Below are 23,820 nucleotides of genomic sequence, written 5' to 3'. Positions count from 1 at the left end.
GGAACCGCCCCAGACAGGCGGTCGCGATCCGAATCAGCTGCAACGACTGCTGCACGCCATGGGCAAGCTCCAGCTTGCCGGCGCGCCACAGCTCCTGCGGCAACTCGGGGAGGAAGGTCTCGGACACAACTCCATAATACCGCAATGTCCTCGAACACGTGTTCGTAATTTTAAGCGACAAGCGAAACCGCACTAACGACACTGAAGAGTGATGCAGTCTCGTGCAAAGGTCACGCAAGGAGAACGCGTCGCAGTTAGTCGACTAAATGTGAAAGAGGAAGCCGTCCGCGCAAAGTCACGCAAGGAAAACGCGTCGCAGTTAGTCGGCTAAATGCGGAACAAAGGTAAAGACCGCTTGAAAACCCCTTGATCCCACCCTGAGCAGCTGGACCGCTCCCGTTGGTCTCACCGTCGCGAGCCGCACATGTCCGTCGGCGAGTATCCGCGCATGGAAATCCCCAGGGTCGGTGTTCCCGACGCGCTGGCCTCGCGTCTCACGATGGCCGAACAGCACGAATTCCTCAGCCGCCGCACGATTCTGAAGGGCGCCGTCCTCGCGGCCGGGCCGCTTCTCCTGCAGGGCACCGCGTACGCCGACGGCGAGAAGGTCGTCCCGGCGGGGCGGCATCTCGCGTTCGGCCGGAACCCGCGGACGTCGATGCGGGTCGCGTGGCAGGTGCCGGCGCCGGTGCGGAAGCCGTTCCTGCGTATCGCCGACGGGCACGGCGGCTGGAGTCATCGCATCCCGGCCGAGGTCCGCGCGCTGCATTCCGAGGTCGCCGGGGTCATCGCACCGTACGACCAGTACTACCTCCATGCCGAGGCCGACCATCTCTGGCCCGGCCACACTTACCGGTACGCCGTCGGGCACGAGGGTTTCGACCCGGCTTCGGGGGACGGCGGTTCTGCCGCGATCTCGACGTTCACCACCGCGCCCGCGCGCGGGATCCCGGCGGGCAAGTTCACCTTCACCGCGTTCGGCGACCAAGGCGTCTCGACGACGGCGCTCGCGCAGGATGGCGCCGTCGCGCGCCAGAACCCGCGTTTCCACCTGCTGGCGGGCGACATCGCGTACGCCGACCCGAGCGGCGCGGGTAAACCGCCCGGGTCCAAGCCCGACGCGGACCACGACCTCTTCGACCCCAAGGTCTGGGACGCCTACTACCGCCAGATCGAGGGCGTCGCGGCATCGGTGCCGTGGATGGTCACCACCGGCAACCACGACATGGAGGCCCTCTACTCGCCCGACGGCTACGGCGGCCAGGTCAAACGTTGGGATTTCCCCGGCACGGGCCCGCACGACTGTCCCAGCGTCTACTCCTTCATCTACGGCAACGTCGGCGTGATCTCGCTCGACGCCAACGACGTCTCCTACGAGATCCCCGCCAACCTCGGCTATTCGCACGGCTCCCAGACGGCGTGGCTCAAGCGCCGCCTGCGGTATCTGCGGTCGCAGCCGGACGTCGACTTCATCGTGGTCTTCTTCCATCATTGCGCCTATTCGACGACCAATCAGCACGCGTCGGAGGGTGGCGTCCGCGAGCAGTGGGTCCCGTTGTTCGACGAGTACCGGGTCGACCTCGTCATCAACGGGCACAACCACATCTACGAACGCACCGACGCCCTGCGCGGCGGCAAGGTGACCCGCGAGGTCGAGATCGGCGACACCGTCGAGCCGGATCGCGACGGCACCGTGTACGCGACCTGTGGCGGCGGCGGGAAGAGTCTCTACAGCTTCCCGGTGCCCGACACGTTCGCGGGCGAGTTCCAGTCGTATCACTGGGTCAAGGGCGGTGAGAAGGTGACCGAAACCGTCTCGTGGTCCCGCGTGCGCTACACCGGGTACTCGTTCCTCGCGATCGACGTCGAGCCCGCCTGGCCCGGCCGCCGGACGACGCTGACCGTGCGCACCCTGCGCAACGACGGCGCCGAGATCGACCGGTTCACCCTGCGCCGCACCGCCGGTCTCCATCGGTCACGGCACGCTGTCCTCGGCGCCGACCCGGGCGACGTATAACGTCCTACACGGTTCCGCATGGTGGGACTCGGTGCCATATCGTGGACCGGAGACATACAGTCCGGGACATGTCGCCGAGAACCCTCCTGCGGGCCGTCATGGCCGTTTCCGCCGTCACGCTCCTCGCCGCGTGCAACGCCTCGGCCAAGGATCCGGCCGCGCAGAACGCCGCCGGACCCGCGCTGGTCCTGATCACGCCGAGCCCGGTCGGCGTCAACGACTTCCTCAAGCTCGCCGTCCAGGGCATCGAGGACTCGGCCAAGAAGCACAACGGGACGCAGAAGGTCTACCAGAGCACCGATCCGGCCTCGATCCAGCAGAACCTCGCGGCCGCGGTGCGGGAGAAGCCCGCCGTGATCGTCGCCGTCGGCTTCAACTTCGCCGACGCGATCGCGGCCGAGGCCGAACGCAACCCCGGGCAGAAGTTCCTGTTCGTGGACTCCTGCACCACCAAACCGTTCCCGAACGTGACCTGCGCGGTGTTCCGCGAGCACGAGGGCAGCTACCTCGCCGGCGCCGAAGCCGGGCTGCTGAGCAAGAGCGGCAAGGTCGGCGCGGTCGTCGTCCTCGACGCGCCCCAGTTCCGCCGGTACTCGATCCCGTTCGGGCAGGGCGCGGAGAAGGCCAAGCCCGGCACCACGCTCGCCCCGCTGTTCATCGGCGGCGCGAACCCGTTCAACGATCCCGCCCGCGCGAAGGCGCTGGCCACCACGCTCGCCGGTCAGGGCGTCGACCACGTCATGGGCGCGGCCTCCGCGGCGGGCAACCTCGGCGTGTTCGAGGCGGCCAAGCAGGGTGGTTTCTTCGCGTTCGGCGTCGACGCCAACCAGTGCCCGGCCAGCCCGGGCCAGGTCGTGGACAACGTCATCAAACGCACCAACGTCGTCATCGGCGACGGGGTCGACGCGATCCTCGGCGGTAAGACCGGCGAGACGAAGTCCTATGGTGTCAAGGAGAAGGGCATCTCCCTGACCGGGCTTGAGCCCGACGCCGCGACCTCGCAGTGCGTCGTCGCGACCCACCCCGACGTGCTGGCCAAGGTCGGCGAACTGCGGGACCAGATCATCTCGGGCGCGATCGTCGTCGATGACCCCGCCAAATCCTGACGCCGTCTCACTCCGGGGGATCGTCAAGCGGTTCCCCGGAGTGCTCGCGAACGACCACGTCGACCTCGACGTCGGCAGAGGCGAGATCCACGCGCTGATGGGGGAGAACGGCGCGGGCAAGTCGACGCTCATGTCCGTGCTCTACGGTCTCCACCGGCCCGACGAGGGCGCGATCTCCTTGCACGGCAAGGAAGTCTCCTTCGGTTCGCCCGCGCAGGCCATCGACGCCGGTGTCGGCATGGTGCAGCAGGGATTCGCGTTGTTCGGCGAACTCACCGTCACCGAGAACGTCGTGTTCGGCAGCGAACCGACCCGCCGCGGCCTGCTGGACCGCAAGGCGGCGACGGCCCGCGTCACCGAACTGATCGAACGGCACGAACTGCGGCTGCGGCCCGGCGACCGGGTCCGCGACCTGCCGGTCGGGCTCCGGCAGCGCGTCGAGATCCTCAAGCTGCTGTACCGCGACGCCGGGGTGCTGATCCTCGACGAACCCACCGCCGTGCTGACCCCGCCCGAGACCGAGCGGCTGTTCGGCGTGCTGCGCGCCCTCGCCGCCGAGGATCGCACGATCCTGCTGGTGTCGCACAAACTCCAGGAGGTCCTCGCCGTCAGCGACCACGTCACGGTGCTGCGCGACGGCCGCGTCAGCGCCCGCGGGCGCACGGCGGACCAGACCGCCGCCGGGCTCGCCGCGGCGATGACCGGACGCGAGGTCGACCTCGATCGCGTCCACCCGGCCGGGACACCTGGTGACATCGTCCTCGAAGCCCGTTCCCTGACCGTTCCCGGTGTGGAAGGAAAGCCGTTGCTGGACGACGTTTCCCTGACCGTGCGCGCCGGGGAGATCGTCGGCGTCGCCGGGGTCGCGGGCAACGGGCAGGCCGAGCTTTCCGGCGCCATCACCGGCCTCTTGAAGACCGGCGGCACCATCGTCCTCAATGGACAGAATCTCGATGGACTGTCGGTACGTGCGCGAAGGGATGTCGGGATCGCCCATGTCCCGGAAGACCGCGCCGAGGTAGGCTCGGCGCCCACGGCGGGACTCCGGGAGAACCTGGCCGTCGGCTTCCACCGCAAACGACCGTTGGTGCGCAAGGGATTCCTGCGCCGCAAGGCGATCGACGACCACGCGGCGGCGATCATCGAGGACTACGACGTCCGCGCGTCCGGCCCCGCCGCCGCGATGGGCACGCTGTCCGGCGGCAACCAGCAGAAAGCGATCTTCGGCCGCGAACTCACCCACGACGCGCCGTTCCTCCTGGTCGAACAGCCCACCCGCGGCGTCGACGTCGGCGCGATCGAGAACATCCACGCGAGGCTCGTCGCCCACCGCGACGCCGGGCACGCCGTCCTGCTGATGTCCGCCGAGCTCAGCGAGATCCTCGCGTTGTCGGACCGGGTGCTGGTGCTGTTCGAAGGCCGGATCGTCGCGGAGTTCACCAAGGACGAGGCCGATCAGCACACGGTGGGTCTCGCGATGGCGGGAGGCGCCGGATGAGCCGCGTCCGTCTCATCGCCGTCCCGGTCGCCGCGGCGCTCGTCCTCGGCGCGATCCTGTTGCTGGCCACCGGAACCGACCCGCTGGCGGCGTACGGCGCGATCGTCTCCGGCGCTTTCGGCCCAGACGGCATCGGGGACACTCTCGCCTACGCCGTCCCCGTCGCGGGGATGGCCACGGCGCTCGCGATCCCGTTGCGCGCGGGCATGGTGAACCTCGGCGGTGAGGGCCAGCTGGTGCTCGGCGCGATCAGCGCGCTCGCCGTCGGCCTGTACGTACCCGGACCCGGACCGGTGAAGGTGATCCTCGCGCTGCTCGCGGGGGTGATCGCCGGAGCCGCGTACGCCGCGCTGGCCGCGGTCTGCGAGAACCGGCTCGGTGTCCCGTTGCTGATCAGCACGCTGCTGCTGAGCTATCCGGCGATGTCACTCGCCGGGTACCTGGTGCGGTTCCCGTTGAAGGACGCCGGTTCCAGCCTGCCGCAGAGCCCGCAACTGACCGAAGGCGCGCGGTTGCCCGAAATCGACGGCGTGACGACCGGGATCTTCCTGGTGGCGGCGGTGATCGCGGTCTACACGGTGATCGACGCCCGCACTCCCGCCGGTTTCGAGACGAAGGTGACCGGCTGGGCGCCGCGGTTCGCCGCCTACGCCGGGATCGACCGGCCGAAACTCACGCTGCGGCTGCTGGCCGCTTCGGGCGGGACGGCGGGACTGGTCGGCGCGATCGCCGTCCTCGGTTTCCCGTACCGCTTCATCGACGGCGCGCTGATCACGCCGCAGTACACCTGGATCGGCCTGCTCGCGGCGCTGCTCGCCGGGGCCAGCCCGCTCGGGACGCTGCTCGCGGCGGTCTTCTTCGCGGCGCTGACCAGCGGCGGGTTCGCGATGGAACGCGCCACCCAGGTCCCGCGCGAGCTCACCGCGGTCCTGCAGGCGGTGCTGATCATCTTCCTGGCGGCGACGTCGGGCGTCTTCAAGCGGAAGGCGAAGCGCGCATGATCGACGCGAGCCTGTTCTCCTCGGCGCTCACGGCGTTGACGCCGATCCTGTTCGCCGCGCTGGCGGGCGCGTTGTGCCAGCGAGCCGGGGTCTTCAACATCTCCCTCGAAGGCTCGCTTCTGGTCGGCTGCTTCGGCGCGGTCGCGGGCAGCTGGTACACCGGCAGCGCGTGGATCGGCGTCGTCGTGGCGGTGCTCGCGGCGACGGCGTATTCGCTGATCCTCGCGATCGGCTCGATCACCTTCGACGGGGACCCGATCGTGCTGGGCGTCGCGAGCAACCTGCTCGCGGTCGGACTGACGAGCTTCCTCATCCGCACCGTCTTCGGCACCGAAGGCTCGTTCAGCGACCCGTCACTGCAAGGGCTGGGCCAGTTCGGCCCGATTCCGGGGCAGTCGCTGCTGGTCTACCTGTCCTGGCTGGCCGTGCCCGCGCTCGCGGTGCTGCTCTACCGGCATCCGTGGGGACTGCGGCTGCGCGGGGTCGGGGAGCGTCCGGAGGCCGCGTCCAGCCTCGGTGTCAACGTGACCAAATATCGCTATGGCGTGATCCTCGCCGGCGGAGCGCTGTGCGGTCTCGGCGGCGCGCAACTGGCGCTGGGCTCGGTGACGCTCTTCGCCGAGAACATGACCGCCGGCCGCGGCTGGATCGCCGTCGTGGCCGTGATGCTGGGCCGCGCGCATCCGCTCGGGGTGCTGCTCGCGGCGCTGTTGTTCGGCCTGGCCGAGGCGTTCGGCTTCCGGCTCCAGGGCATCGGGTTGCCGCAGCAGGCCACCGACGCCGCCCCGTATGTCGTCACGCTCGTGGCGTTGTTCTTGTCCAACCTAAAACGCAAGAAGGGACAGCCCGCGTGAGCGACGTCCTGCCCATCACCAAGATCCCCCGGCACGGACTGCCACCGCACGCTCTCGTCGTGGGCGATCCCGACCGTGCGACCGCGGTGGCCGGGTCGCTGACCGACGCCGCCCTCGTCGGCCAGAACCGTGAATACCGCAGCTACACCGGCACCTGGAAGGGCGTCCCGGTCGTCGTGTCCTCGCACGGCGTCGGCGGCCCGGGCGCGTTGTGCCAGTTCGGCGAGCTGGCCGAGGCGGGGGTCCGCACCTTCCTCCGGCTCGGCACCGCCGGTTCGCTGGCCGACGGGATCACCGATGGCGACCTCGTCATCGCGGAGGCGGCGGTCCGCGACGACGGCGTCACCCAGCAGCTCATCCATCCGGAGTACCCGGCGTTCGCCACTCCGGAGCTCGTCGTGGCCCTGAGCCGCGTGGCACCGGAGGCACGCCGGGGCGTGGTGTGGACGCGGGCCGCGTTCAGCCCGCTGGTGCTCACCCTCCCGATGGCCGAGTACCTGGCCGCGCGGGTGATCGCCATTGAGATGGAACTCTCCACGTTGCTGGTGTTCGCGGCATTGCGCGGCCTGCGGGCCGGTGGTGTGCTCGTGATCGACGGCGACGCGCGGCCCGAGCACCCCGACCCGTCGGCCTACGACCCGCACCGCGACGTCGTGGCCGAGGGAGTGGCGAGGGCTACACGTGTCGCCCTCGACGCTCTCGTCGACGTGGAAGGGGCGGAATGACCGAAGTGTGGCGAAAAGCGGCTCACGAGCTGGCGAGCACGCTGGCGGCGGACGCGGCCGAGCGCGACCTCGCCGGACGTCTCCCTGTCCACGAAGTTGGACTGCTGCGCGAGTCCGGGCTGCTGCCCCTGCTCGACACCGCCGGCTGGGCGGCCGCGAACGAGGCCACCCGTATCGTCTCCGCCGCGGACGCGTCGGTCGGTCATCTGCTCGGCTACCACTACCTGCAGCTGTGGCGTACCGGCCTGTTCGGGCCGCGTGCGGCGAGCGAACCGGGCTGGTTCTGGGCGGGCGTGAGCAATCCGCTCGACGCCGCCCTGCTCATGACCCCGGTCGACGGCGGGTTCACCGTCGAAGGCACCAAGACCTTCGCGACCGGCGCGGCCGTCGCCGATCGCCTCGTGGTCAGCGCGACCAGGACCGACAACGGCGAGAAGCTGACCTTCGTCGTCGACGCGCGGGCCGGCGGGATCACCTTCCCCGGTGACTGGGACAACATCGGCCAGCGGCTCACGGCGAGCGGCGCGGTGCGGTTCGAGGCCGTCCGCGTCGCCGAGGACGACGTGCTCGGCGCCCAGCCGGAGGACCAGTCCGATCCGAAGGTGCCCCGGATCTCCCTGGCGGCCATCGGGTTCCAGCTCATGCTGGCGCAGGTGTACGTCGGCCTCGCGTTCGGCGCGCTCGACGCGGCGGCCGTCTACACGCGGGAGACCGCCCGGCCGTGGACGCTGTCCGATGTGGACAAGGTGACGCAGGATCCGTACACGCTGGCGGGCTACGGCGAGCTGGTCGCGACGGCGCGAGCGGCCGGATTCGCCGTCGACGCGGCGGTTTCCGCGCTCGGCGAGGCCGACGAACGTGGCTTCAACCTGACTCCGGCCGAGCGTGCCGAAGCGGCGATCGCCATTTCGTCGGCGAAGATCGTGGCGAGCCGGGTGGCCGTCGAAACCACGAGCAAGGTCTTCGAGTTCACCGGCGCGCGGGCCACGGCGACCAAGTACGGCTTCGACCGCTTCTGGCGCAACGCCCGCACGCTGACCCTGCACGATCCCGTGACGTACAAGGCACGCGAGGTCGGCGACCACTTCCTCAACGGGATCCCGCCGTGCCTCTCGGGGTACAGCTGATGACGCTGCCGATCCTCGCCGACAGCGTCCGCCTCGACGACGAAGGCGTGCACATCCTCGACCGCCGGGTCTTCCCGTTCGAGCGGGAATGGGTGCTCTGCCGGACCTCGGAAGAGGTCGCGGTCGCCATCGAAGACATGGTCACGCAGTCGTCCGGGCCGTATTTCGCCGCGCTGGGCGCGATGGTGCTCGCCGCGCGCGAGGCGTCCGGGCTCCCGGACCCGCGGGCGTACCTGCGGCGAGCAGGCGAGCGAATCGTCGCGACCCGCAAGACCAACAACCATCTGCGCAAGGCCGTGGCCGCCGTACTGTCCGAAGTGGACAAAGCGACGGGCGACCTCGTCGAGGCCGCGACGGCCGGGGCGCGAGCGGGTGACGAGTTGTACCGATCGCGCAGCCGCGCGCTCGGCGAACACACAGCCGCGTTGGTGCCGGACGGGGCGACCGTGCTGACGCACTGCTGGGCGGATCTGTACCTCGTCGAATTCGTGCTCGCCGCGCGACGGCAGCGCAAGGAGTTCTCCTTCTTCTGCACGGAAACCCGGCCGTACCTGCAAGGCGCGCGGCTGACCGCCGAGACGCTCGCCGAGATGGGCGCCGACACCCGGCTGATCACCGACGGCATGGGTGCCGCGGTGCTGGCCTCGGGCGAGGTCGGCGCGCTGGTGACCGCGGCCGACCGCGTCACCATGGACGGTCACGTCGTCAACAAGATCGGCACCCTGGGGCTGGCGGTGGCGGCGGAGGTGTTCGGTGTGCCGTTCCACGCCATGGTGCAGGCGCCCGACCAGGCCGCGCCGACCGGCGCCGACGTGCCGATCGAATACCGCGACGGCGACGAGGTGCTGAGCGCGCTCGGCCACCGCGTCGCCGGTGAGCGCGCCCGTGGGCACTATCCGGCTTTCGACGTGACACCACCGCGTTTCGTGACCACGGTGGTGACCGACCGCGGGGCCTTCGAACCCGGACGGCTCCGCGAGTACTACGCAGAAGGGGAAGCGAACCAGTGACCGCAACGCTGACCGCCCGATGGGTGGTCCTCGACATCGAGGGCACGCTGACCGCCACCAGCTACGTGCACGTGACCCTCTACGACTACGCGCGTCCGCGCCTGGGCCCGTGGATCGACGAGCACCCGGAAGATCTGGAGGTCGCCGCCGCCGTCACCGAGATCAAGGAACTCGGCGGGCTCCCGGCGGACGCGTCCACTGTGGACGTCGTGCGGGTGCTGCACGGCTGGATGGACGCGGACCGGAAGATCGCGCCGCTGAAGACGTTGCAGGGCCTCATCTGGCAGCGCGGGTACGCCGAGGGCGACCTCACGACGGAGTTCTTCGGCGACGTCGCCCCGGCTCTGCGGTCGTGGCACGAGTCCGGGCTGCGGCTCGCGGTGTTCTCGTCCGGTTCGGTCGCGGGGCAGATCGCGTCGTTCTCGCGGACCACCGACGGCGACGTCACCGGACTGTTCGAGCGGCATTTCGACACCGTCAACGCCGGGCCGAAGCGCGAGGCGCCGTCGTACCGCGCGATCGCCTCCGCGCTGGAGGCCGACCCGGGTGACATCGTGTTCTTCTCCGACGTCCCGGCCGAACTCGACGGGGCCGCCGCCGACGGCTGGCAGACCGTCGGGCTCGCCCGCGAGGGTGAACCGTTCGGCGACGCGGATTTCGGGACGCACCGGACGATCCGGACGTTCGACGAGGTCAAGGTCGTCCCTCGATGAGTGTGCTGGAACTCGCGGGACGCGCGCTCGCCGAGGAGTCCGCCCGGTTTGCCGGACTGGGCTGGATGCGGGGCACGTCCGGCAACCTCTCGGTGGTGCTCGGCCGTGACCCGCTGCGGGTCGCGGTCACCGTCAGCGGACGGGACAAAGGCGAGCTGACCAGCGACGACGTCGTGGTGGTCGGGGAGGACGGGCTGGCCGTCGCGGACCAGCCGCATCCGGACAAGGTGCCCTCGGCCGAGGCGGGACTGCACGCCCGGATCGCGGCCGTGTCGGGCGCGGGCGCGGTGATCCACGTGCACGCGCTCGCGCCGGTGGTGGCCGCCGAGCACTGGCCGGACGGCGTCGAACTGCGCGACCTGGAGATGCTCAAGGGTTTCGGCCGCGCCGCGCACGACGACCTGGTGACCGTCCCGGTGATCGCCAACGGCCAGGACATGCGTGTCCTCGGCGACGCGTTCGAGGCGGGGTTCCGGGCGGACACGCCGGCGGTGATCGTCGCGCGGCACGGGATCTACGTCTGGGGCGATGACCTGCGCCACGCGCGTCATCGCCTGGAATGTTTGGAGTGGTTGCTCCGGTTCCGGGTAGAGACAAGACTCGTGGGAGAGGAAAGGGGAGTGCGATGACCCTGCTGACCGTATGGCCGGACGACCGGCCCGGCGAGATCGCGCTCAGGACCGAGGATCCGGCCGTGATCACCGGGGAACTGGGGCGGCTCGGCGTCCGGTTCGAACGGTGGGACCTCGTCGGTGACCTGCCGCGCGAAGTGACGCCCGAGCAGGTGCTGGCCGCCTACGAGGAGCCGATCGCCAAGGTCTCGGCGGCCGAGGGCTATACGTTCGTGGACGCCGTCCGCATGACCCCGTCCGACGAACCCGGCTGGGCGGCCACGGCCGCCGAAGCCCGGCAGAAGTTCCTCGCCGAGCACACCCACGACGATGACGAAGACCGCTTCTTCGCGCGAGGGGCCGGCGTGTTCTATCTGCACGTCGGGGGCAAGGTGTACGCGGTGCTGTGCGAGGCGGGGGACCTGCTGAGCGTGCCCGCGAACACCACGCACTGGTTCGACATGGGGACGCGGCCCGACTACGTGTCCATCCGGTTCTTCCACGACGACGGCGGGTGGGTCGGTGACTTCACCGGCGCGACGCTGGCGGGGGACTTCCCGGGGTTCGACGAATTGACCGCCGGGCGTTACTGAGCGCTTGGGGCTCGTGAGTGGCAAGGACGGTTAGAACCGTCCTTGCCACTCACGAGCCTTCGCGCGCTGCCGGGGTCGATCAGGCGGGTGCCCAGAGGGCGGGCACGTTCGGCGGCTCCCAGCCGGACAGCGACCGGTGGCCCTGCCTGCAGACGTACGCCGTGCCGTTGTAGGTCACCCTGGCGCCGGTGGCGTAGTCGACACCGGGCTTCCAGGCGTCCGACGGCACCGAGGTCGTCGTCGGCGTGGTGCTGGTCGTCCGGGTCGTGGTCGTCGGACTGGTGGTCGTGGTCGTGGTTCCCGTCGTCGGTGTGGTCGTGGTCGTCGGCGGAGCACCGCCACCACGCGGGTTGTCCGACGCGATCGCGTACGTCGTCCCGCCGAAGGTGAAGGTGAAGTTCGACGGCGACGCGATCGGCATGTAGTAGTTCAGCCGGATCTCGATCGTGGCGCCCGGGGCGATGGTCTGCCAGCTGGGCACGGTCACCGCGACGTGCTGGAAGTCTCCCTTCATTCCGCCGACGTTGGGCCCGCTGTGGCCCTTGCTCGTGACCGTCAGCCCGAAGCCGGACTGGTCGGACATGCTGCCGGGCGCGCTCGTGCCGTAGTCGAACTCGATCTTCGTCCCACCGGGGATGGTGGTGGTCGAATTGTTGGTGATGCGCATCCGCGGGGTGATCGGGTAGTTCGCGTCGCCCAGCGCGAATCCGGTCAGGTTGACGTTCGCGTTCAGCACCGATGAAGGCGCGGGACGCGGCGACTTGGCGTTGCCGTACGGTGCGGCGCCGCGCAGGCCGTCGTTGATCTTGGTGATCAGCGTGTCGCCCATGAAGTACTGACCCTTGGCGCTGTCGAAGGCGTAGTCGCCCGCCAGTTCCCAGATCATGATGCCGCCGATGCCCTTGTCGGCCACGTATTTGGCCTTCGTGGCGAGCGACTCTTCGTCCTCAGTGGACAGGAACACCTTCTTGTCGTTGTTCCACAGCCACGGTGTCACCATCGAGTTGTCGTAGAACCTGTTGTAGGAGCCGGAGAGCCGGTCCTTCGGGTTGTTCTTCGGGTCCAGCCCGTACTTCTCCAGGTAGTCCGGGGTGATCTCGTTCTCGAGGTTCTTCGCGTGCCACATGGGGTTCGCGCCCGCCGGAACCTCGGCGCCCGTCAGGCTCATGTCGTGCCAGAGGTTGTCGATGCCGATCGCGCCGTTGCCGCACGGCACGGTCGAGCCGACCTGGGAACCGGTTCCCGGCGGACACTGTTTCTGGTCCGGCAGTGGAGCGGTGCCCCACAAACCGTTCGTCCCGCCGGAAACGCCTTGCCAGCCGCGGGTGTAGAACCCGACACCGATGTTGATCCGGCCTGCCTGCATGGCACCGCGGAAGTAGTGATAGGCCCAGTCGGTGTTGAGATAGCCCTGCCCGTCGTACTGCGGTGTCGTGTACACCTGCCAGTGCGCGAGTTCCGCGTCCTTGCCGTTGTCGTAGAGCGCGGCGTTCGGCCCGGCGAACTGGTTCCACGCGCCGTGCAGGTCGTAGCTCATCATGTTGGCGTAGTCGAGATACTGCGTGACGCCGTAGACCTCCTGGCCGCGCAGCAGCCAGCCGGACGCGGGGACGGCCGCGGTCAGCAGGTAGTGCTTGCCGTCGGCGGCGCCGGCCTGGTCGATCTTCTGGCGCAACGTGCGCATCAGGTTCTCGTAGCCCGCCCAGAGGGTGCCCCGGTTGGACTGCGCGATCCAGTAGTCGTCCGGGTTGCCGGCGTAGTTCGCCGACGTCGCGTACTCGTAGTCGATGTCCGCGCCGTTGAATCCGTAGTCGCGCAAGAACTTAACGACGGAATCCGCGAAGGTGTCGATGCTGGCCTGGCTTTGAGTCATCTTATAGAACCCGCCCGACGCGTTACGCGTGCCGTCCGGGTTCAGGAAGCCGCCGGTCTCGGCCCAGCCGCCGATCGAAACGAGCGTCTTCACGTTCGGGTACTGCTTCTTGTACTTGTTCAGCAGATTGAAATGTCCCTTGTAGGGCAACGAGGGATCCATCTCGGCGCCGGGAACGCCCGGCCATTCCATGCCGATGGACTCGTTGTTCGGGCCCGCGGCGCCGACCGACACCTTGTTCTGCGCGTCGACATGCGCGAACGCGTAGTTGAGGTGGGTGACCTTGGTCCAGGGGATGTTGCTCGCCAGATACGCGGGCGCGCCGTTCTTTCCGGTGCGCCAGCTGGTGAAGTAGCCGATCACGCGGCGGGAATGCCCTTCTCCCAGGGATTCCCGGCCGTTCGTGTCGTAGACGGTGCAGTAGGGGGTGTCGACGCCGGGTGTCCGGTACAGCCCGTCGGGACGGCAGTCCTCGTGGCCTGCCGCGCTCGACGTGGACGGGGTGATGACGACGATCATGAGTCCGGCCAGCGTGATGAGCGACGCCAGCAGGGGGAGTAGTTTCCTGGTTCTCCTTGGCACGCCGAACCTCCGACAGTGGAAGATGGCCCTCGGTCACAGCAGCTTGAGCCGCGGACCTGGCGCGCGTCAATAGGTGTAGACCAATTTCCATCCTGTGCCGTACGGCGGAGCGTACCTGTGGTCCGTCAGGTCCGGCTTTTGCCGAGACGGGCCATACTCCCGGCTACATCAGGATCGTGTTATGCCGCCGTTTCCCGTATCAGGAAGGAAAACTCGTTCCCGTCGGGATCCGTCATCTCCACCTGCCCGTCGCGGTCGGCGCCGAGCCGGGTCGCGCCGAGCGAAACCAGCCGCTCCACTTCGGAAAGCGGCCCGGTCAGAACGAAACGCAGCCGGTTCGGTCCGGTCTTCGGGGTGAACGGCGGGCCGCCCCAGGTGATCTTCGGGCCACCGTGCGGCGAGCGGATCGCGGTCTCCTGGTCCTGGTCCCACACCAGCGGCCAGCCGAGCGCCTTGCTCCAGAAGTAGCCGACTTCCTGCGAACCGTCACTCGCGATGGCGCCGACGAAACCGCATTCGGCGAGGAAGTCGTTGCCCGGCTCGATGACGCAGAACTCGTTGCCCTCGGGGTCGGCGAGCACGACGTGCGTCTCTTCCGGGAGCTGGCCGATGTCGATGTGCCGTCCGCCGAGTTCGAGCGCCTTCGCGACCGTCCGGCGTTGGTCTTCCAGCGACTCGCTCGTCAGGTCGAAATGCATCTGGTTCTGGCGGGTCTTCGGTTCGTCGCTGCGTACGAAACTCAGCCGGAAACCGGTGTCCTCGATCGCCCGGCCGAGCAGGCCGGTCCAGAACCGTTCGAGAGCGTGCGGATCGTGCGCGGCGATCCGGAGCGCGTGCAGGGTGGCGGCCATAAGCGACGCTAAGAGCGACGACGACCGGCACGCAACCCGATTAACGCGTGATCAGAGACGGAACTCGCGTGAGCGGAGACGGAACGCCTCCAATCACGCGAGTCACGTCTTCGGGAACGGTCAGCAGGAGACGCCGGGCCGCCCGTTCTCCACCCGCGCGGTCAGCGTCCGCAGGAACGACGGATCCCCGTCCGCCGTCACGCGAACGTCGTACCAGCCGCCGGAAACCGGCCAGTCCACCGTGACCGAACGCCCCGCCCCGACGCGCACGACCCGCGTGAAGCGCGAAGACGACAGACGCAGCGTCAGCGCCGAAGTGCCCGAGTTGGACAGCTTGAACTCGACGCCCGAACGCCACGTCAGGAAACGTGTCCGGACATCGACGCCGGCGGCGGCGCCGGACCGGCTCCCGCGCAGTTCCCACCACGCCCGGTTCGGCCCCTGGACGACGACGCGGTACTCGTCACCGGCGAGCTTCACGAGTTCCGGCGCCTCGCCGCGCACGTCGCGGTGCGCGGGCTCGGCGAACTCGCCCTTGTACGGGTACAGCGCGAAATGCGCCGAAGACGAACCGCTGTTCGCCAGCGAGAGCGCCAGATTCCCCGACTTGTCCACCGCGCCGGACACCGAGACCTGGTACGGCAGCGGACGGGACGGCCGGTTGCCGGGTTCGGCCACGGGCAGGCTCTGCTCCGCCGGGGCGGACGGCCGCCAGCGGCTGATCGGCGCGGGCACCGGGCCGGGCCGGTTCACCCGCGGCTGGCGTCCGGCGCGCGAGAAGTCGAAGGCGCCGGTGAGGTCGCCCGCGACGGTCCGCCGCCATTTGCTGATGTTCGGCTCGGCGATCCCGGTCCAACGCTCGAGGAACCGCAGCACCGAAGTGTGGTCGTACACGGTGGAATCGACGTGGCCGCCGATCGACCACGGCGAGACGACCGTCATCGGCACCCGCGGGCCGAAGCCGAGCGGCTGGCCGTTGAAGTGGTCCGCGTCGTTCGCCGCGTTCCCGGGCGGCATCGGTGGCGGGACGTGGTCGAAATACCCGTCGTTCTCGTCGAAGTTGATCAGCAGCACCGTTTTCGACCATGTCTCGCGGTCGGACGCCAGCGCGTCGAGCACGCGGTAGATCAGGTTCGCGCTGCCGACCGGAGTGGACGCGCCAGGGTGCTCGGAGTCCTTCGCGGACGGCACCAGCCAGCTCACCGCGGGCAGGCGCCGCGCCTGGATGTCCGCCTTGAGGCGGGTCACCAGTGTCTCCGGCTCGCTGCGGTACATGGCCTTCTCGAACAGATTCCGCTCGGCGGGCGTCAGCGTGGCGACTCCGGCGTCGAACTGCGCCAGCAGTTTCGCGCGCTCCTCGGGGGTCTTCTTGGGCAGCGCGTCGTAGAACTCCTCGGTGGTACGGAACTTCTCCTCGACCGACGCCAGGATCTTCGTGCCGACCTTCTTGAACGGCAGGAAGTACTCGACCGCGTTGTCGGTGAAGTTGTCCCACTCCTGGTAGATCTGCCACGGCACCCCGGCGGCTTCGAGGCGCTCCGGGTACGTCGTCCAGTCGTAGCCCTTGTGGTCGTAGGAGTACGCCGCGTTCGTGACCGCGCGGTTGGTCGTGCTGCCCGGTTCGAATCCCGTCGTCCCCGTCCACAGGAAGTTCCGGTTCGGGTTCGTGGAGCCGAAGATCGAGCAGTGGTAGGCGTCGCAGATGGTGAACGTGTCCGCGAGTTCGTACTGCAGCGCGATGTCGCGGCGCTCGTAGTAGGTCATCGTGGCGGGCGTCTTCGCCGCGATCCAGCCGTTGTTCCAGCCGCGCGCCCACGCCTTGCCGCTGCCGTTCCAGCTGTGGTCGAGGTCGCCGAGGTACTGGATGTCGTCCGCGTTCCGGCCGGCGAGTTCGGCCGCCTTGCGCACCGAGAACGGCAGCACCGTGCCACCGGCGGGATTCGGCTGCTCGAACACCGATCTCCCCGACGGCAGTTCGAGCGGACGCGGGTCGGAGAAACCACGGACACCGCGCAGGCTGCCGTAGTAGTGATCGAACGACCGGTTCTCCTGCATGAGCACGATCACGTGCTCGATGGCGTCGAGTCCGCCCCGCCGCATGGGTTCGCCCATGGCGGCGTGCACGGACGGCGGGAGAAGCGTGGTGGCGGCCGCGGCGCCGGTGGCGCCCAGCAACGTACGACGTGACAGTTCAGGCATGCCGGAACCTTGTCCCAGGAACATGAACGTCACAAGAACCGAACAGGTCGACTCGGCGTCGTAGCCGGGTGGTGACACCGCGTCGATCCGCCGTTCCGGGCTTGGTCCCTGGCCGTCACTGTGTTTAGAGTATGCCGCCCGTACGAACCCCTGGATGGCCGTGTTTCCTGATCATCACAACGAAAACGAGAGTGGGGGAGACCCCGCCAGACCGGTGTTCGTCGACCCCAGCGGCCGTCGCCGCACCGTCGTCCGGCGGATCGCGATCGGTGCCTGCGCGGTCGTCGTCGGTTATGGGATCCTCCTCACCGCCGCGCTTTTCGGGGCGCCGACCCTGCCTTCCGCGTTGATCCCCGCTCCGCCTCCCGCGCCCTCGGCGACCACCCAGGCGCCGTCCGAGACGACTTCGTCCGGCCCCAGGCCCACGTCTTCGCGGTCCGGATCGACCGATTCGCCCGCCACCGGGCGTGCGCCGGCGGACACGAGCGCCGGCCGGACCCCGCCGGTGAACCCGGTCTCGACCGGGGCGACGCCGCCGGGGCTCACGAGCACCTCCTCGCCGGGGATCGACCGCCGCAACAGCCGCGCGCCCGACGTCCCGCCAGGACAGACGAAGACCGCGCCTCCCGGCAACGGGCACTGACCCCGAGGAATCCCCTTGTCCCACCATCGGCGGTTGCCGCCGCCCAAGGCGCATTGGGCGCTGCTGGCGACCCTGCTGTTCGCCGTCACCGTCCTGCTGGGATTGACCGCCCTGGTCGGCGGCGGGTTCGCCGCCGACGGGACACCCAGGACCGTGGCCGCGACGCAGGTCCCGGCCGCGGTACGCGACGGCGGCCCGATCATCGACCCTCGTGGAGCCGAGCCCGTCGCTTCCCGGCTCCAGCACAAGACCGTGGCGCTCACCTTCGACGACGGTCCCGATCCGGAATGGACGCCGCGGGTCCTCGACGTCCTCGCGCGGCACGGGATCCACGCCACGTTCTTCGTGACGGGCGGACAGGTGACGCGTCATCCCGGGCTGACGGCGGACATCGTCCACCGTGGTCACGAACTCGGGAACCACACCGCCACCCACACCGACCTCGGCGCGGCGGGCGACGTCCGGGCGCAGATCGAACTCCGGGCCACCGACCTCGCCATCGCCGGTGCCGCCGGGACGGGGACCTCACTGGTCCGGCCGCCCTATTCCTCGACCGCCGACGCCGTGGACGACGCGGGCTGGCGCGCGGCGACCCGCCTCGGCGGCGAGGGCAGGCTGGTCGTGCTGTCCGAACTCGACTCCCAGGACTGGCGGCGGCCCGGCGTCGACGCCATCTCCGCCGCGATCACCCCTCGGACGGACGACGGCGCCGTCGTCCTCCTGCACGACGCGGGCGGCGACCGTTCGGAGACCCTCGCCGCGCTCGACCGCGTGATCCCCGAGCTCAAGGCCAAGGGCTGGCGGTTCGACACCGTCAGCGGGGCCGCCGGGCTCACCGGGACCACGGCCGGAGTGGACGGGCTCACCCGCTTCGGCGGCTGGCTCCTGATCGCCGCCGTCCAGACGGGCGAAGCCCTCTCGACGGCGCTGGGCTGGCTGCTCGGCGCGGCGAGTGTGCTCGCCCTCCTGCGCACCGTCCTGGTCCTTCTCACCACGGCGATCCACGTCAGACGGGGCAGGGCCGCGCCCTCGCGCCCGCCGGTGCGGGAGCCGGTGACCGTGATCGTCCCCGCCTACAACGAAGAGGCCGGGATCGAGGCGACCATCCGCTCGATCCTCGCCTCCGACCACCATCCGACCTGGGTGATCGTGGTCGACGACGGGTCCACCGACGGCACCGCCGACGTCGTCGAGCGGCTCGCCCTGCGCCGCGTCACGCTGATCCGGCAACAGAACGCGGGCAAACCGGCCGCGCTCAACACCGGCCTCGCCGCCGCCCGCACCGAACTGGTGGTCATGGTCGACGGCGACACCGTGCTCGAACCCGGCACCGTGGGCGCGGTGATCCAGCCGTTCGCGGACCCTTCCGTCGGCGCGGTCTCGGGCAACGCCAAGGTCGCCAACCGCGGCGGCCTGCTCGGCCGCTGGCAGCACATCGAATACGTCATCGGCTTCAACCTCGACCGGCGGATGTACGACGTCGGCGAGTGCATGCCGACGGTGCCCGGCGCGGTCGGGGCCTTCCGCCGGTCGGCGGTGCTCGCGCTCGGCGGCGTCCCCGAGGACACCCTCGCCGAGGACACCGACCTCACGATGGCGCTGGAGCGCGACGGCTGGCGGGTGGTCTACGAACAGGAGGCCCGCGCCTGGACCGAAGCACCAGCGACGCTGGGGCAGCTGTGGAAACAGCGCTACCGCTGGTGCTACGGCACGCTGCAGGCGATCTGGAAGCACCGGGGCGCGGTCGTCGCCAAGGGCGCGGCGGGCAGGCTCGGCCGCCGTGGCATCCCGTATCTGCTGCTGTTCCAGGTGGCGTTGCCCGTGCTCGCGCCGTTCGTCGACGTGGCCGCCCTTTTCGGCGTGCTGACCGGGGACTGGAAGACGGCCTTGCTGTACTGGTCGGTGTTCCTGCTGCTGCAGCTCGTCCCGGGCGTGATCGCCTTCCGGCTCGACCGGGAATCGCTGCGCCCGCTGCTTTTCCTTCCGCTGCAACAGTTCGTCTACCGCCAGCTGATGTACCTCGTGGTCATCCAGTCGGTGATGACGGCGCTGGCCGGCGCCCGGCTGCCGTGGCACAAACTCGATCGCCTCGGCCAGAGCGCTCCACCGGGGTCACTTGTGGACGCTGAGTGACCGTCCGGCGGGGTGGCACCGCCGGAAGGCCACCTGCGCGGTAACCTCACGTGCACCATGACCGCAGACCCTTGAGGAGGGCCCGTGTCGGCAGGGCAGATCGCCGCGCTGATCGCCGCAGGAGCATTCGTCGTACTCGTCGTGCTGCTGGCGATCGTGCTGTTCAAGCTCGGCCGGACCCTGGACGAGGCCACGATCGCCATCCGCAAGGCGCACGAGAACACCGACCCGCTGCTGATCGGCGCGAACGAGACGATCACGCACGTCAACACGCAGCTGGAGCGGGTCGACGGCATCACGGCCAACGCGCAGGCCGTCTCCGGCAACGTGTCCGCGCTGTCGTCGGTGTTCACCGCGACGCTCGGCGGTCCGCTGGTGAAGACGGCCGCGCTGTCCTACGGCCTCAGCAAGGCCATCAAGGCCCGCCGGAAGAAGGCGGAAGCGAAAGCCGCCCGTCCGGCGAAGAAGCGGGGCCGCAAATGAAGCGCCTGTTCTGGCTCGGCGTCGGCGTGGTCGCCGGGGTCGCCCTGTCACGCAAAGCGACGGAAACCGCTCGCCAGGCCACGCCCGCGGGGTTAGCCTCGAACCTGGGCGACGCCGTGCGGGAACTCGCGGGCGCCGTCGGTTCGTTCGGCGCGGAGGTCCGCGCCGGGATGAGCGAGCGGGAACAGGAGTTGCACGACATGGTGTCCGAACGGACCGGCTTGAGCACGGCCCCCGTGACCGAGGGCAGGCACGCGGCGCAGTCGCGGCGCCCGGTCCGGCGAGCTCGCCGGGCGGAGGGCTGATCGGGTCGCGTCCGCGACCGGAAGATCCCCAGCCCTTCGCCGTTCCCGCCTGTCCGCATTCCCAGCGCCTTCGCGCGAGCCCGTATACAAGGACGATCCCGTGGAAACACACGAAATCACGAAGCGTTTTCTGAGCCATTTCGAGAACAAGGGACATACGCGCGTCCCGAGCGCGCCGCTGATCCTCGACGACCCGAACCTGCTCTTCGTCAACGCCGGCATGGTCCAGTTCAAGCCGTACTTCCTCGGCGAGGCCCCGCCGCCGTACCCGCGCGCGACCAGCGTCCAGAAATGCGTCCGCACGCCGGACATCGACGAGGTCGGCAAGACGACCCGGCACAACACCTTCTTCCAGATGGCCGGGAACTTCTCGTTCGGCGACTACTTCAAGGAAGGCGCCATCGAGGCGGCCTGGGAGCTGATCACCAAGCCCCAGAGCGAAGGCGGCTACGGCCTCGACCCGGCGCGCATCTGGGCGACCGTCTACGAGGACGACGCCGAGGCGGCGGGTCTGTGGAAGAAGCTCACCGGCCTGCCCGGCGAGCGCATCCAGTCCCGTGACGGCAAGGACAACTACTGGGACATGGGCGTGCCCGGTCCCGGCGGCCCGTGCTCGGAGATCTACTACGACCGCGGCCCCGGCTACGGCCGCGAGGGCGGCCCGGTCGCCGACGAGGACCGCTACATCGAGATCTGGAACCTCGTCTTCATGCAGGACGTGCGGGGCGAGAAGAGCCCGAAGCACGGCCACAAGCCGATCGGCGAGCTGCCGAAGAAGAACATCGACACCGGGATGGGCGTCGAGCGCGTGGCGACGATCCTGCAGGGCGTCGAGAACGTCTACGAGACCGACCTCGTCCGCCCGGTGATCGGCCGCGCCGAGGAGTTCTCCGGCCGCCGTTACGGCTCCGACCACACCGACGACGTCCGTTTCCGCGTCATCGCCGACCACGCCCGCACCGGTGTGCTGCTCATCGGCGACGGCGTCACCCCGGGCAACGACGGCCGCGGCTACGTGCTGCGCCGCCTGCTGCGCCGCATCATCCGCTCCGCGCGCCTGCTCGGCGTGCACGAGCCGGTGCTGCCCGCCTTCGCCGCGGTCGTCCGCGACACGATGGGCCCGACGTACCCCGAGCTGGTGTCCGGTTTCGACCGCATCGAGGACGTCGTGCGCGTCGAGGAGGAGGCCTTCCTCTCCACGCTCACCAGCGGTTCGCGCATCTTCGACCTCGCGGCCGAGGAGACCAAGCGCTCCGGCGGTTCGCTGCTGGCCGGCGACAAGGCGTTCCAGCTGCACGACACCTACGGCTTCCCGATCGACCTGACGCTGGAGATGGCGTCCGAGCAGGGCTTGACCGTCGACGAAGAGGGCTTCCGCACGCTCATGAACGAGCAGCGGCAGCGCGCGAAGGCCGACGCGGCGTCGCGCAAGACCGGCCACGGCGACCTGTCCGAGTACCGCAAGGTGCTGGAGCAGCACGGCGAGACCGAATTCCTCGGTTACACCGACCTGCAGGCCGAGGCGAAGGTCGTCGCGCTGCTGGAAGACGGCGTGCCGGTCTCCCGCGTCGGCGCGGGCAAGAAGGCGGAGCTGGTCCTGGACCGCACGCCGTTCTACGCCGAGAGCGGTGGCCAGGTCGCCGACACCGGGGTGCTGCTCGGCGACGGCGTCGAGCTCAAGGTCCACGACGTGCAGAAGATCGTGCCGGGCCTGTTCGTGCACCGGGTCGAGGTGCTCGACGGCGAGATCGGCATCGGCGGCGCGCTGACCGGTTCGGTCGACCAGCACCGACGCCTGTCGATCGAGCGGTCGCACTCCGCGACGCACCTGGTGCACGCCGCCGTGCGCGGCGCGTACGGCAAGCGCGCGGCGCAGGCCGGTTCGCTGAACTCGCCGGGCCGGATGCGCTTCGACTTCACCACCTCCGGCGGGGTGTCGGCCGACGTGCTGACCGAGGTCGAGGAGGAGGTCAACGACTACCTCCAGACCAACGTCGAGGTGAACACCTTCGTCACCACGAAGGACAAGGCCCTCGAACTGGGCGCGGTCGCGCTGTTCGGTGAGAAGTACGGCAACGACGTCCGCGTCGTCGACATGGGCGAATACTCCCGCGAACTCTGCGGTGGCACCCACGTCGACCGCATCGGGCAGCTCGGCCTGGTGAAGCTCGTGGGCGACTCGTCCATCGGTTCCGGCGTGCACCGCGTCGAGGCGCTCGTCGGCACGGACGCGCTCAAGTACGTCCGCAAGGAGCAGCTGCTCGTCTCGCAGCTCGCGAGCACCTTCAAGGTGCCCTCGGAGCAGCTGCCGTCGCGGATCGACGACGTGCTCACCCGCCTCAAGAACGCCGAGAAGGAGATCGAGCAGCTGCGCACCCAGCAGGTGCTCGGCTCGGCGGGATCGCTCGCGGACAAGGCCGAGGACATCGGCGGGATCGCGGTCGTCGCGGAGAAGCTCGGCGAAGGCGTCGACTCGAACGGTCTGCGTGCGCTGGCTTCGGACATCCGCGGCAGGCTCGGCGACCGGCCCGGCATCGTCGCGCTGTTCGCCCCGCAAGGCGAGAAGGTCGCCTTCGTCGTCGCCACCACGAAGGCGGCGCAGGCGAAGGGCGTCGCGGCGGGCAAGCTCGTCCCGTCGTTCGCCGAGGCGATCGGCGGCCGTGGCGGCGGCAAGCCGGATATGGCCCAAGGCGGGGGCACCAACCCGGCCGGGGCCGACCAGGCCATCGCCTCCCTGCGCGCGGCGGTCGCCCAAGTTGGCTGACGACGCCCCTCAGCGGCGCCCGGATCGGCCTGGGGAGTCCGATCCGGGGCGCGGCAGGCGGCTCGGGGTGGATGTCGGATCCGTCCGGGTCGGGATCGCGCTCAGCGATCCCGACCCCATCCTCGCGAGCCCGCTCGTTACCCTCACTCGCGACGCTGCGGCCGACAAGGACGTCGACCAGCTCGTCGAACTCGTCACGGAACACGACGTGGTCGAAGTCGTCGTCGGCCTGCCGAGGACGCTCAAGGACCGTCACGGCCCGGCGGCCGAAGCGGCACTCGACTACGCCGGAAAGCTCGCCGCCAGGATCGCCCCGGTCCCGGTGCGACTGGCCGACGAGCGGTTGACCACGGTGACGGCATCCAGGATGCTGTCGCAGCGTGGGGTGAAGGGACGTAAGCAACGTGCCGTCGTCGATCAGGCGGCCGCGGTCGAGATCCTGCAGGCGTGGATCGACGCGGTAGCGGCACATCGCGCACGGAAGGGCGACACATGACCGAGCCCCACGGCCGGCCCGAACGCCGTCAGGGCGGAAGACGACGGTTGCGGGAGCCTGAAGAGGCCATCCAGCCACCGGCCCCGCCGCGTCGACGGCCCGAGCCCCAGCCGACGGGACGACGGCACATCCGCGAGGAACCGCCCGTACGGCGTCCGGCGGAAGAACCGCCGCGGGCCCGCCGGTCACCGGAAGAGCCACCGCCGCGGGCCCGGCGCGCCGCCGACGAGCCGCCG

The 23,820-nt window shown here is 69.6% G+C and carries 20 protein-coding genes and 2 pseudogenes; 18 read left to right on the top strand and 4 right to left on the bottom strand.

The genetic code is table 11. The features are described 5' to 3' along the window. Nucleotides 1-127 (bottom strand): annotated as a pseudogene (locus tag ACSMFO_RS39790) (HNH endonuclease); the annotation flags it as partial. A 321-nt stretch (nt 128-448) separates the two neighbouring features. On the opposite strand from ACSMFO_RS39790, the gene ACSMFO_RS39785 reads away from it, so the two are divergent. The 11 genes from ACSMFO_RS39785 (at nt 449) to ACSMFO_RS39735 (ending at nt 11,255) form a co-directional block, all read left to right on the top strand. Beyond that, the gene (locus tag ACSMFO_RS39785; protein WP_436462496.1) at nt 449-2,017 is read left to right on the top strand and encodes a purple acid phosphatase family protein; all 1,569 of its coding nucleotides are present in this window, start codon (nt 449-451) and stop codon (nt 2,015-2,017) included. Between the two features lie 68 nt (nt 2,018-2,085). Next, the gene (locus ACSMFO_RS39780; RefSeq protein ID WP_051972589.1) at nt 2,086-3,123 is read left to right on the top strand and encodes a BMP family ABC transporter substrate-binding protein; all 1,038 of its coding nucleotides are present in this window, start codon (nt 2,086-2,088) and stop codon (nt 3,121-3,123) included. Then, complete coding sequence (locus ACSMFO_RS39775) at nt 3,104-4,621, top strand: ABC transporter ATP-binding protein (protein ID WP_436462495.1); 1,518 nt, start codon at nt 3,104-3,106, stop codon at nt 4,619-4,621. The genes ACSMFO_RS39780 and ACSMFO_RS39775 overlap by 20 nt, the downstream gene beginning before the upstream one ends. Then, nucleotides 4,618-5,622, top strand: a complete 1,005-nt coding sequence (locus ACSMFO_RS39770) for an ABC transporter permease (protein WP_436462494.1) — start codon at nt 4,618-4,620, stop codon at nt 5,620-5,622. Before ACSMFO_RS39775 ends, ACSMFO_RS39770 begins: the two co-directional genes overlap by 4 nt. After that, nucleotides 5,619-6,476, top strand: coding sequence for an ABC transporter permease (locus ACSMFO_RS39765; protein WP_073846947.1), 858 nt, complete (start codon nt 5,619-5,621; stop codon nt 6,474-6,476). Before ACSMFO_RS39770 ends, ACSMFO_RS39765 begins: the two co-directional genes overlap by 4 nt. Beyond that, complete coding sequence (locus ACSMFO_RS39760; RefSeq protein WP_436462493.1) at nt 6,473-7,201, top strand: nucleoside phosphorylase; 729 nt, start codon at nt 6,473-6,475, stop codon at nt 7,199-7,201. Before ACSMFO_RS39765 ends, ACSMFO_RS39760 begins: the two co-directional genes overlap by 4 nt. After that, nucleotides 7,198-8,328 carry an acyl-CoA dehydrogenase family protein gene (locus tag ACSMFO_RS39755; protein ID WP_436462492.1) on the top strand — a complete coding sequence of 377 codons (1,131 nt, stop codon included), beginning with the start codon at nt 7,198-7,200 and terminating at the stop codon, nt 8,326-8,328. The genes ACSMFO_RS39760 and ACSMFO_RS39755 overlap by 4 nt, the downstream gene beginning before the upstream one ends. Continuing rightward, nucleotides 8,328-9,338, top strand: coding sequence for a methylthioribose-1-phosphate isomerase (locus ACSMFO_RS39750; protein WP_436462497.1), 1,011 nt, complete (start codon nt 8,328-8,330; stop codon nt 9,336-9,338). Before ACSMFO_RS39755 ends, ACSMFO_RS39750 begins: the two co-directional genes overlap by 1 nt. Beyond that, nucleotides 9,335-10,051, top strand: a complete 717-nt coding sequence (gene mtnC / locus ACSMFO_RS39745; RefSeq protein WP_436462491.1) for an acireductone synthase — start codon at nt 9,335-9,337, stop codon at nt 10,049-10,051. The genes ACSMFO_RS39750 and mtnC overlap by 4 nt, the downstream gene beginning before the upstream one ends. Then, the gene (gene mtnB, locus ACSMFO_RS39740; RefSeq protein ID WP_436462490.1) at nt 10,048-10,680 is read left to right on the top strand and encodes a methylthioribulose 1-phosphate dehydratase; all 633 of its coding nucleotides are present in this window, start codon (nt 10,048-10,050) and stop codon (nt 10,678-10,680) included. The genes mtnC and mtnB overlap by 4 nt, the downstream gene beginning before the upstream one ends. Beyond that, a complete protein-coding gene (locus tag ACSMFO_RS39735) occupies nt 10,677-11,255 on the top strand; it encodes a 1,2-dihydroxy-3-keto-5-methylthiopentene dioxygenase (RefSeq protein ID WP_436462489.1) in 579 nt (192 codons plus the stop codon). The genes mtnB and ACSMFO_RS39735 overlap by 4 nt, the downstream gene beginning before the upstream one ends. Nucleotides 11,256-11,334: 79 nt before the next feature. On the opposite strand, the gene ACSMFO_RS39730 is transcribed toward ACSMFO_RS39735, so the two are convergent. The 3 genes from ACSMFO_RS39730 to ACSMFO_RS39720 all read right to left on the bottom strand — a co-directional run bounded on the left by ACSMFO_RS39730 (nt 11,335) and on the right by ACSMFO_RS39720 (nt 16,760). Next, on the bottom strand, nt 11,335-13,710 hold the full coding sequence (locus ACSMFO_RS39730) for a chitinase C-terminal domain-containing protein (protein WP_436462488.1): 2,376 nt from the start codon (nt 13,708-13,710) through the stop codon (nt 11,335-11,337). A 179-nt stretch (nt 13,711-13,889) separates the two neighbouring features. After that, nucleotides 13,890-14,561, bottom strand: coding sequence for a VOC family protein (locus ACSMFO_RS39725; RefSeq protein WP_436462487.1), 672 nt, complete (start codon nt 14,559-14,561; stop codon nt 13,890-13,892). Nucleotides 14,562-14,681: 120 nt separating this feature from the next. Next, nucleotides 14,682-16,760 (bottom strand): phosphocholine-specific phospholipase C, encoded by a 2,079-nt coding sequence (locus tag ACSMFO_RS39720; protein WP_436462486.1) that lies wholly within the window; start codon nt 16,758-16,760, stop codon nt 14,682-14,684. A 214-nt stretch (nt 16,761-16,974) separates the two neighbouring features. Between ACSMFO_RS39720 and ACSMFO_RS39715 the strand changes: the two genes are divergently transcribed. The 7 genes and pseudogenes from ACSMFO_RS39715 to ACSMFO_RS39685 form a co-directional block, all read left to right on the top strand. Then, the gene (locus ACSMFO_RS39715) at nt 16,975-17,403 is read left to right on the top strand and encodes a hypothetical protein (RefSeq protein ID WP_436462485.1); all 429 of its coding nucleotides are present in this window, start codon (nt 16,975-16,977) and stop codon (nt 17,401-17,403) included. A 15-nt stretch (nt 17,404-17,418) separates the two neighbouring features. Continuing rightward, nucleotides 17,419-19,536, top strand: coding sequence for a bifunctional polysaccharide deacetylase/glycosyltransferase family 2 protein (locus ACSMFO_RS39710; protein ID WP_436462484.1), 2,118 nt, complete (start codon nt 17,419-17,421; stop codon nt 19,534-19,536). Between the two features lie 84 nt (nt 19,537-19,620). After that, a complete protein-coding gene (locus ACSMFO_RS39705; RefSeq protein WP_005157207.1) occupies nt 19,621-20,019 on the top strand; it encodes a DUF948 domain-containing protein in 399 nt (132 codons plus the stop codon). Beyond that, a complete protein-coding gene (locus ACSMFO_RS39700; RefSeq protein ID WP_037343894.1) occupies nt 20,016-20,324 on the top strand; it encodes a hypothetical protein in 309 nt (102 codons plus the stop codon). Before ACSMFO_RS39705 ends, ACSMFO_RS39700 begins: the two co-directional genes overlap by 4 nt. Before the next feature lie 100 nt (nt 20,325-20,424). After that, nucleotides 20,425-23,088 carry an alanine--tRNA ligase gene (gene alaS, locus ACSMFO_RS39695; protein ID WP_436462483.1) on the top strand — a complete coding sequence of 888 codons (2,664 nt, stop codon included), beginning with the start codon at nt 20,425-20,427 and terminating at the stop codon, nt 23,086-23,088. Continuing rightward, on the top strand, nt 23,081-23,584 hold the full coding sequence (gene ruvX / locus ACSMFO_RS39690; protein WP_038515635.1) for a Holliday junction resolvase RuvX: 504 nt from the start codon (nt 23,081-23,083) through the stop codon (nt 23,582-23,584). The genes alaS and ruvX overlap by 8 nt, the downstream gene beginning before the upstream one ends. Continuing rightward, a pseudogene (locus ACSMFO_RS39685) lies at nt 23,581-23,820 on the top strand (DUF6542 domain-containing protein); the annotation flags it as partial. The gene ruvX and the pseudogene ACSMFO_RS39685, both read left to right, overlap by 4 nt.

The organism is Amycolatopsis sp. w19 (genome assembly GCF_051373225.1).
Lineage (GTDB): Bacteria > Actinomycetota > Actinomycetes > Mycobacteriales > Pseudonocardiaceae > Amycolatopsis > Amycolatopsis japonica.
Note: the sequence above shows the minus strand (reverse complement) of the source record. Positions and strands in the feature narration are given on the sequence as shown.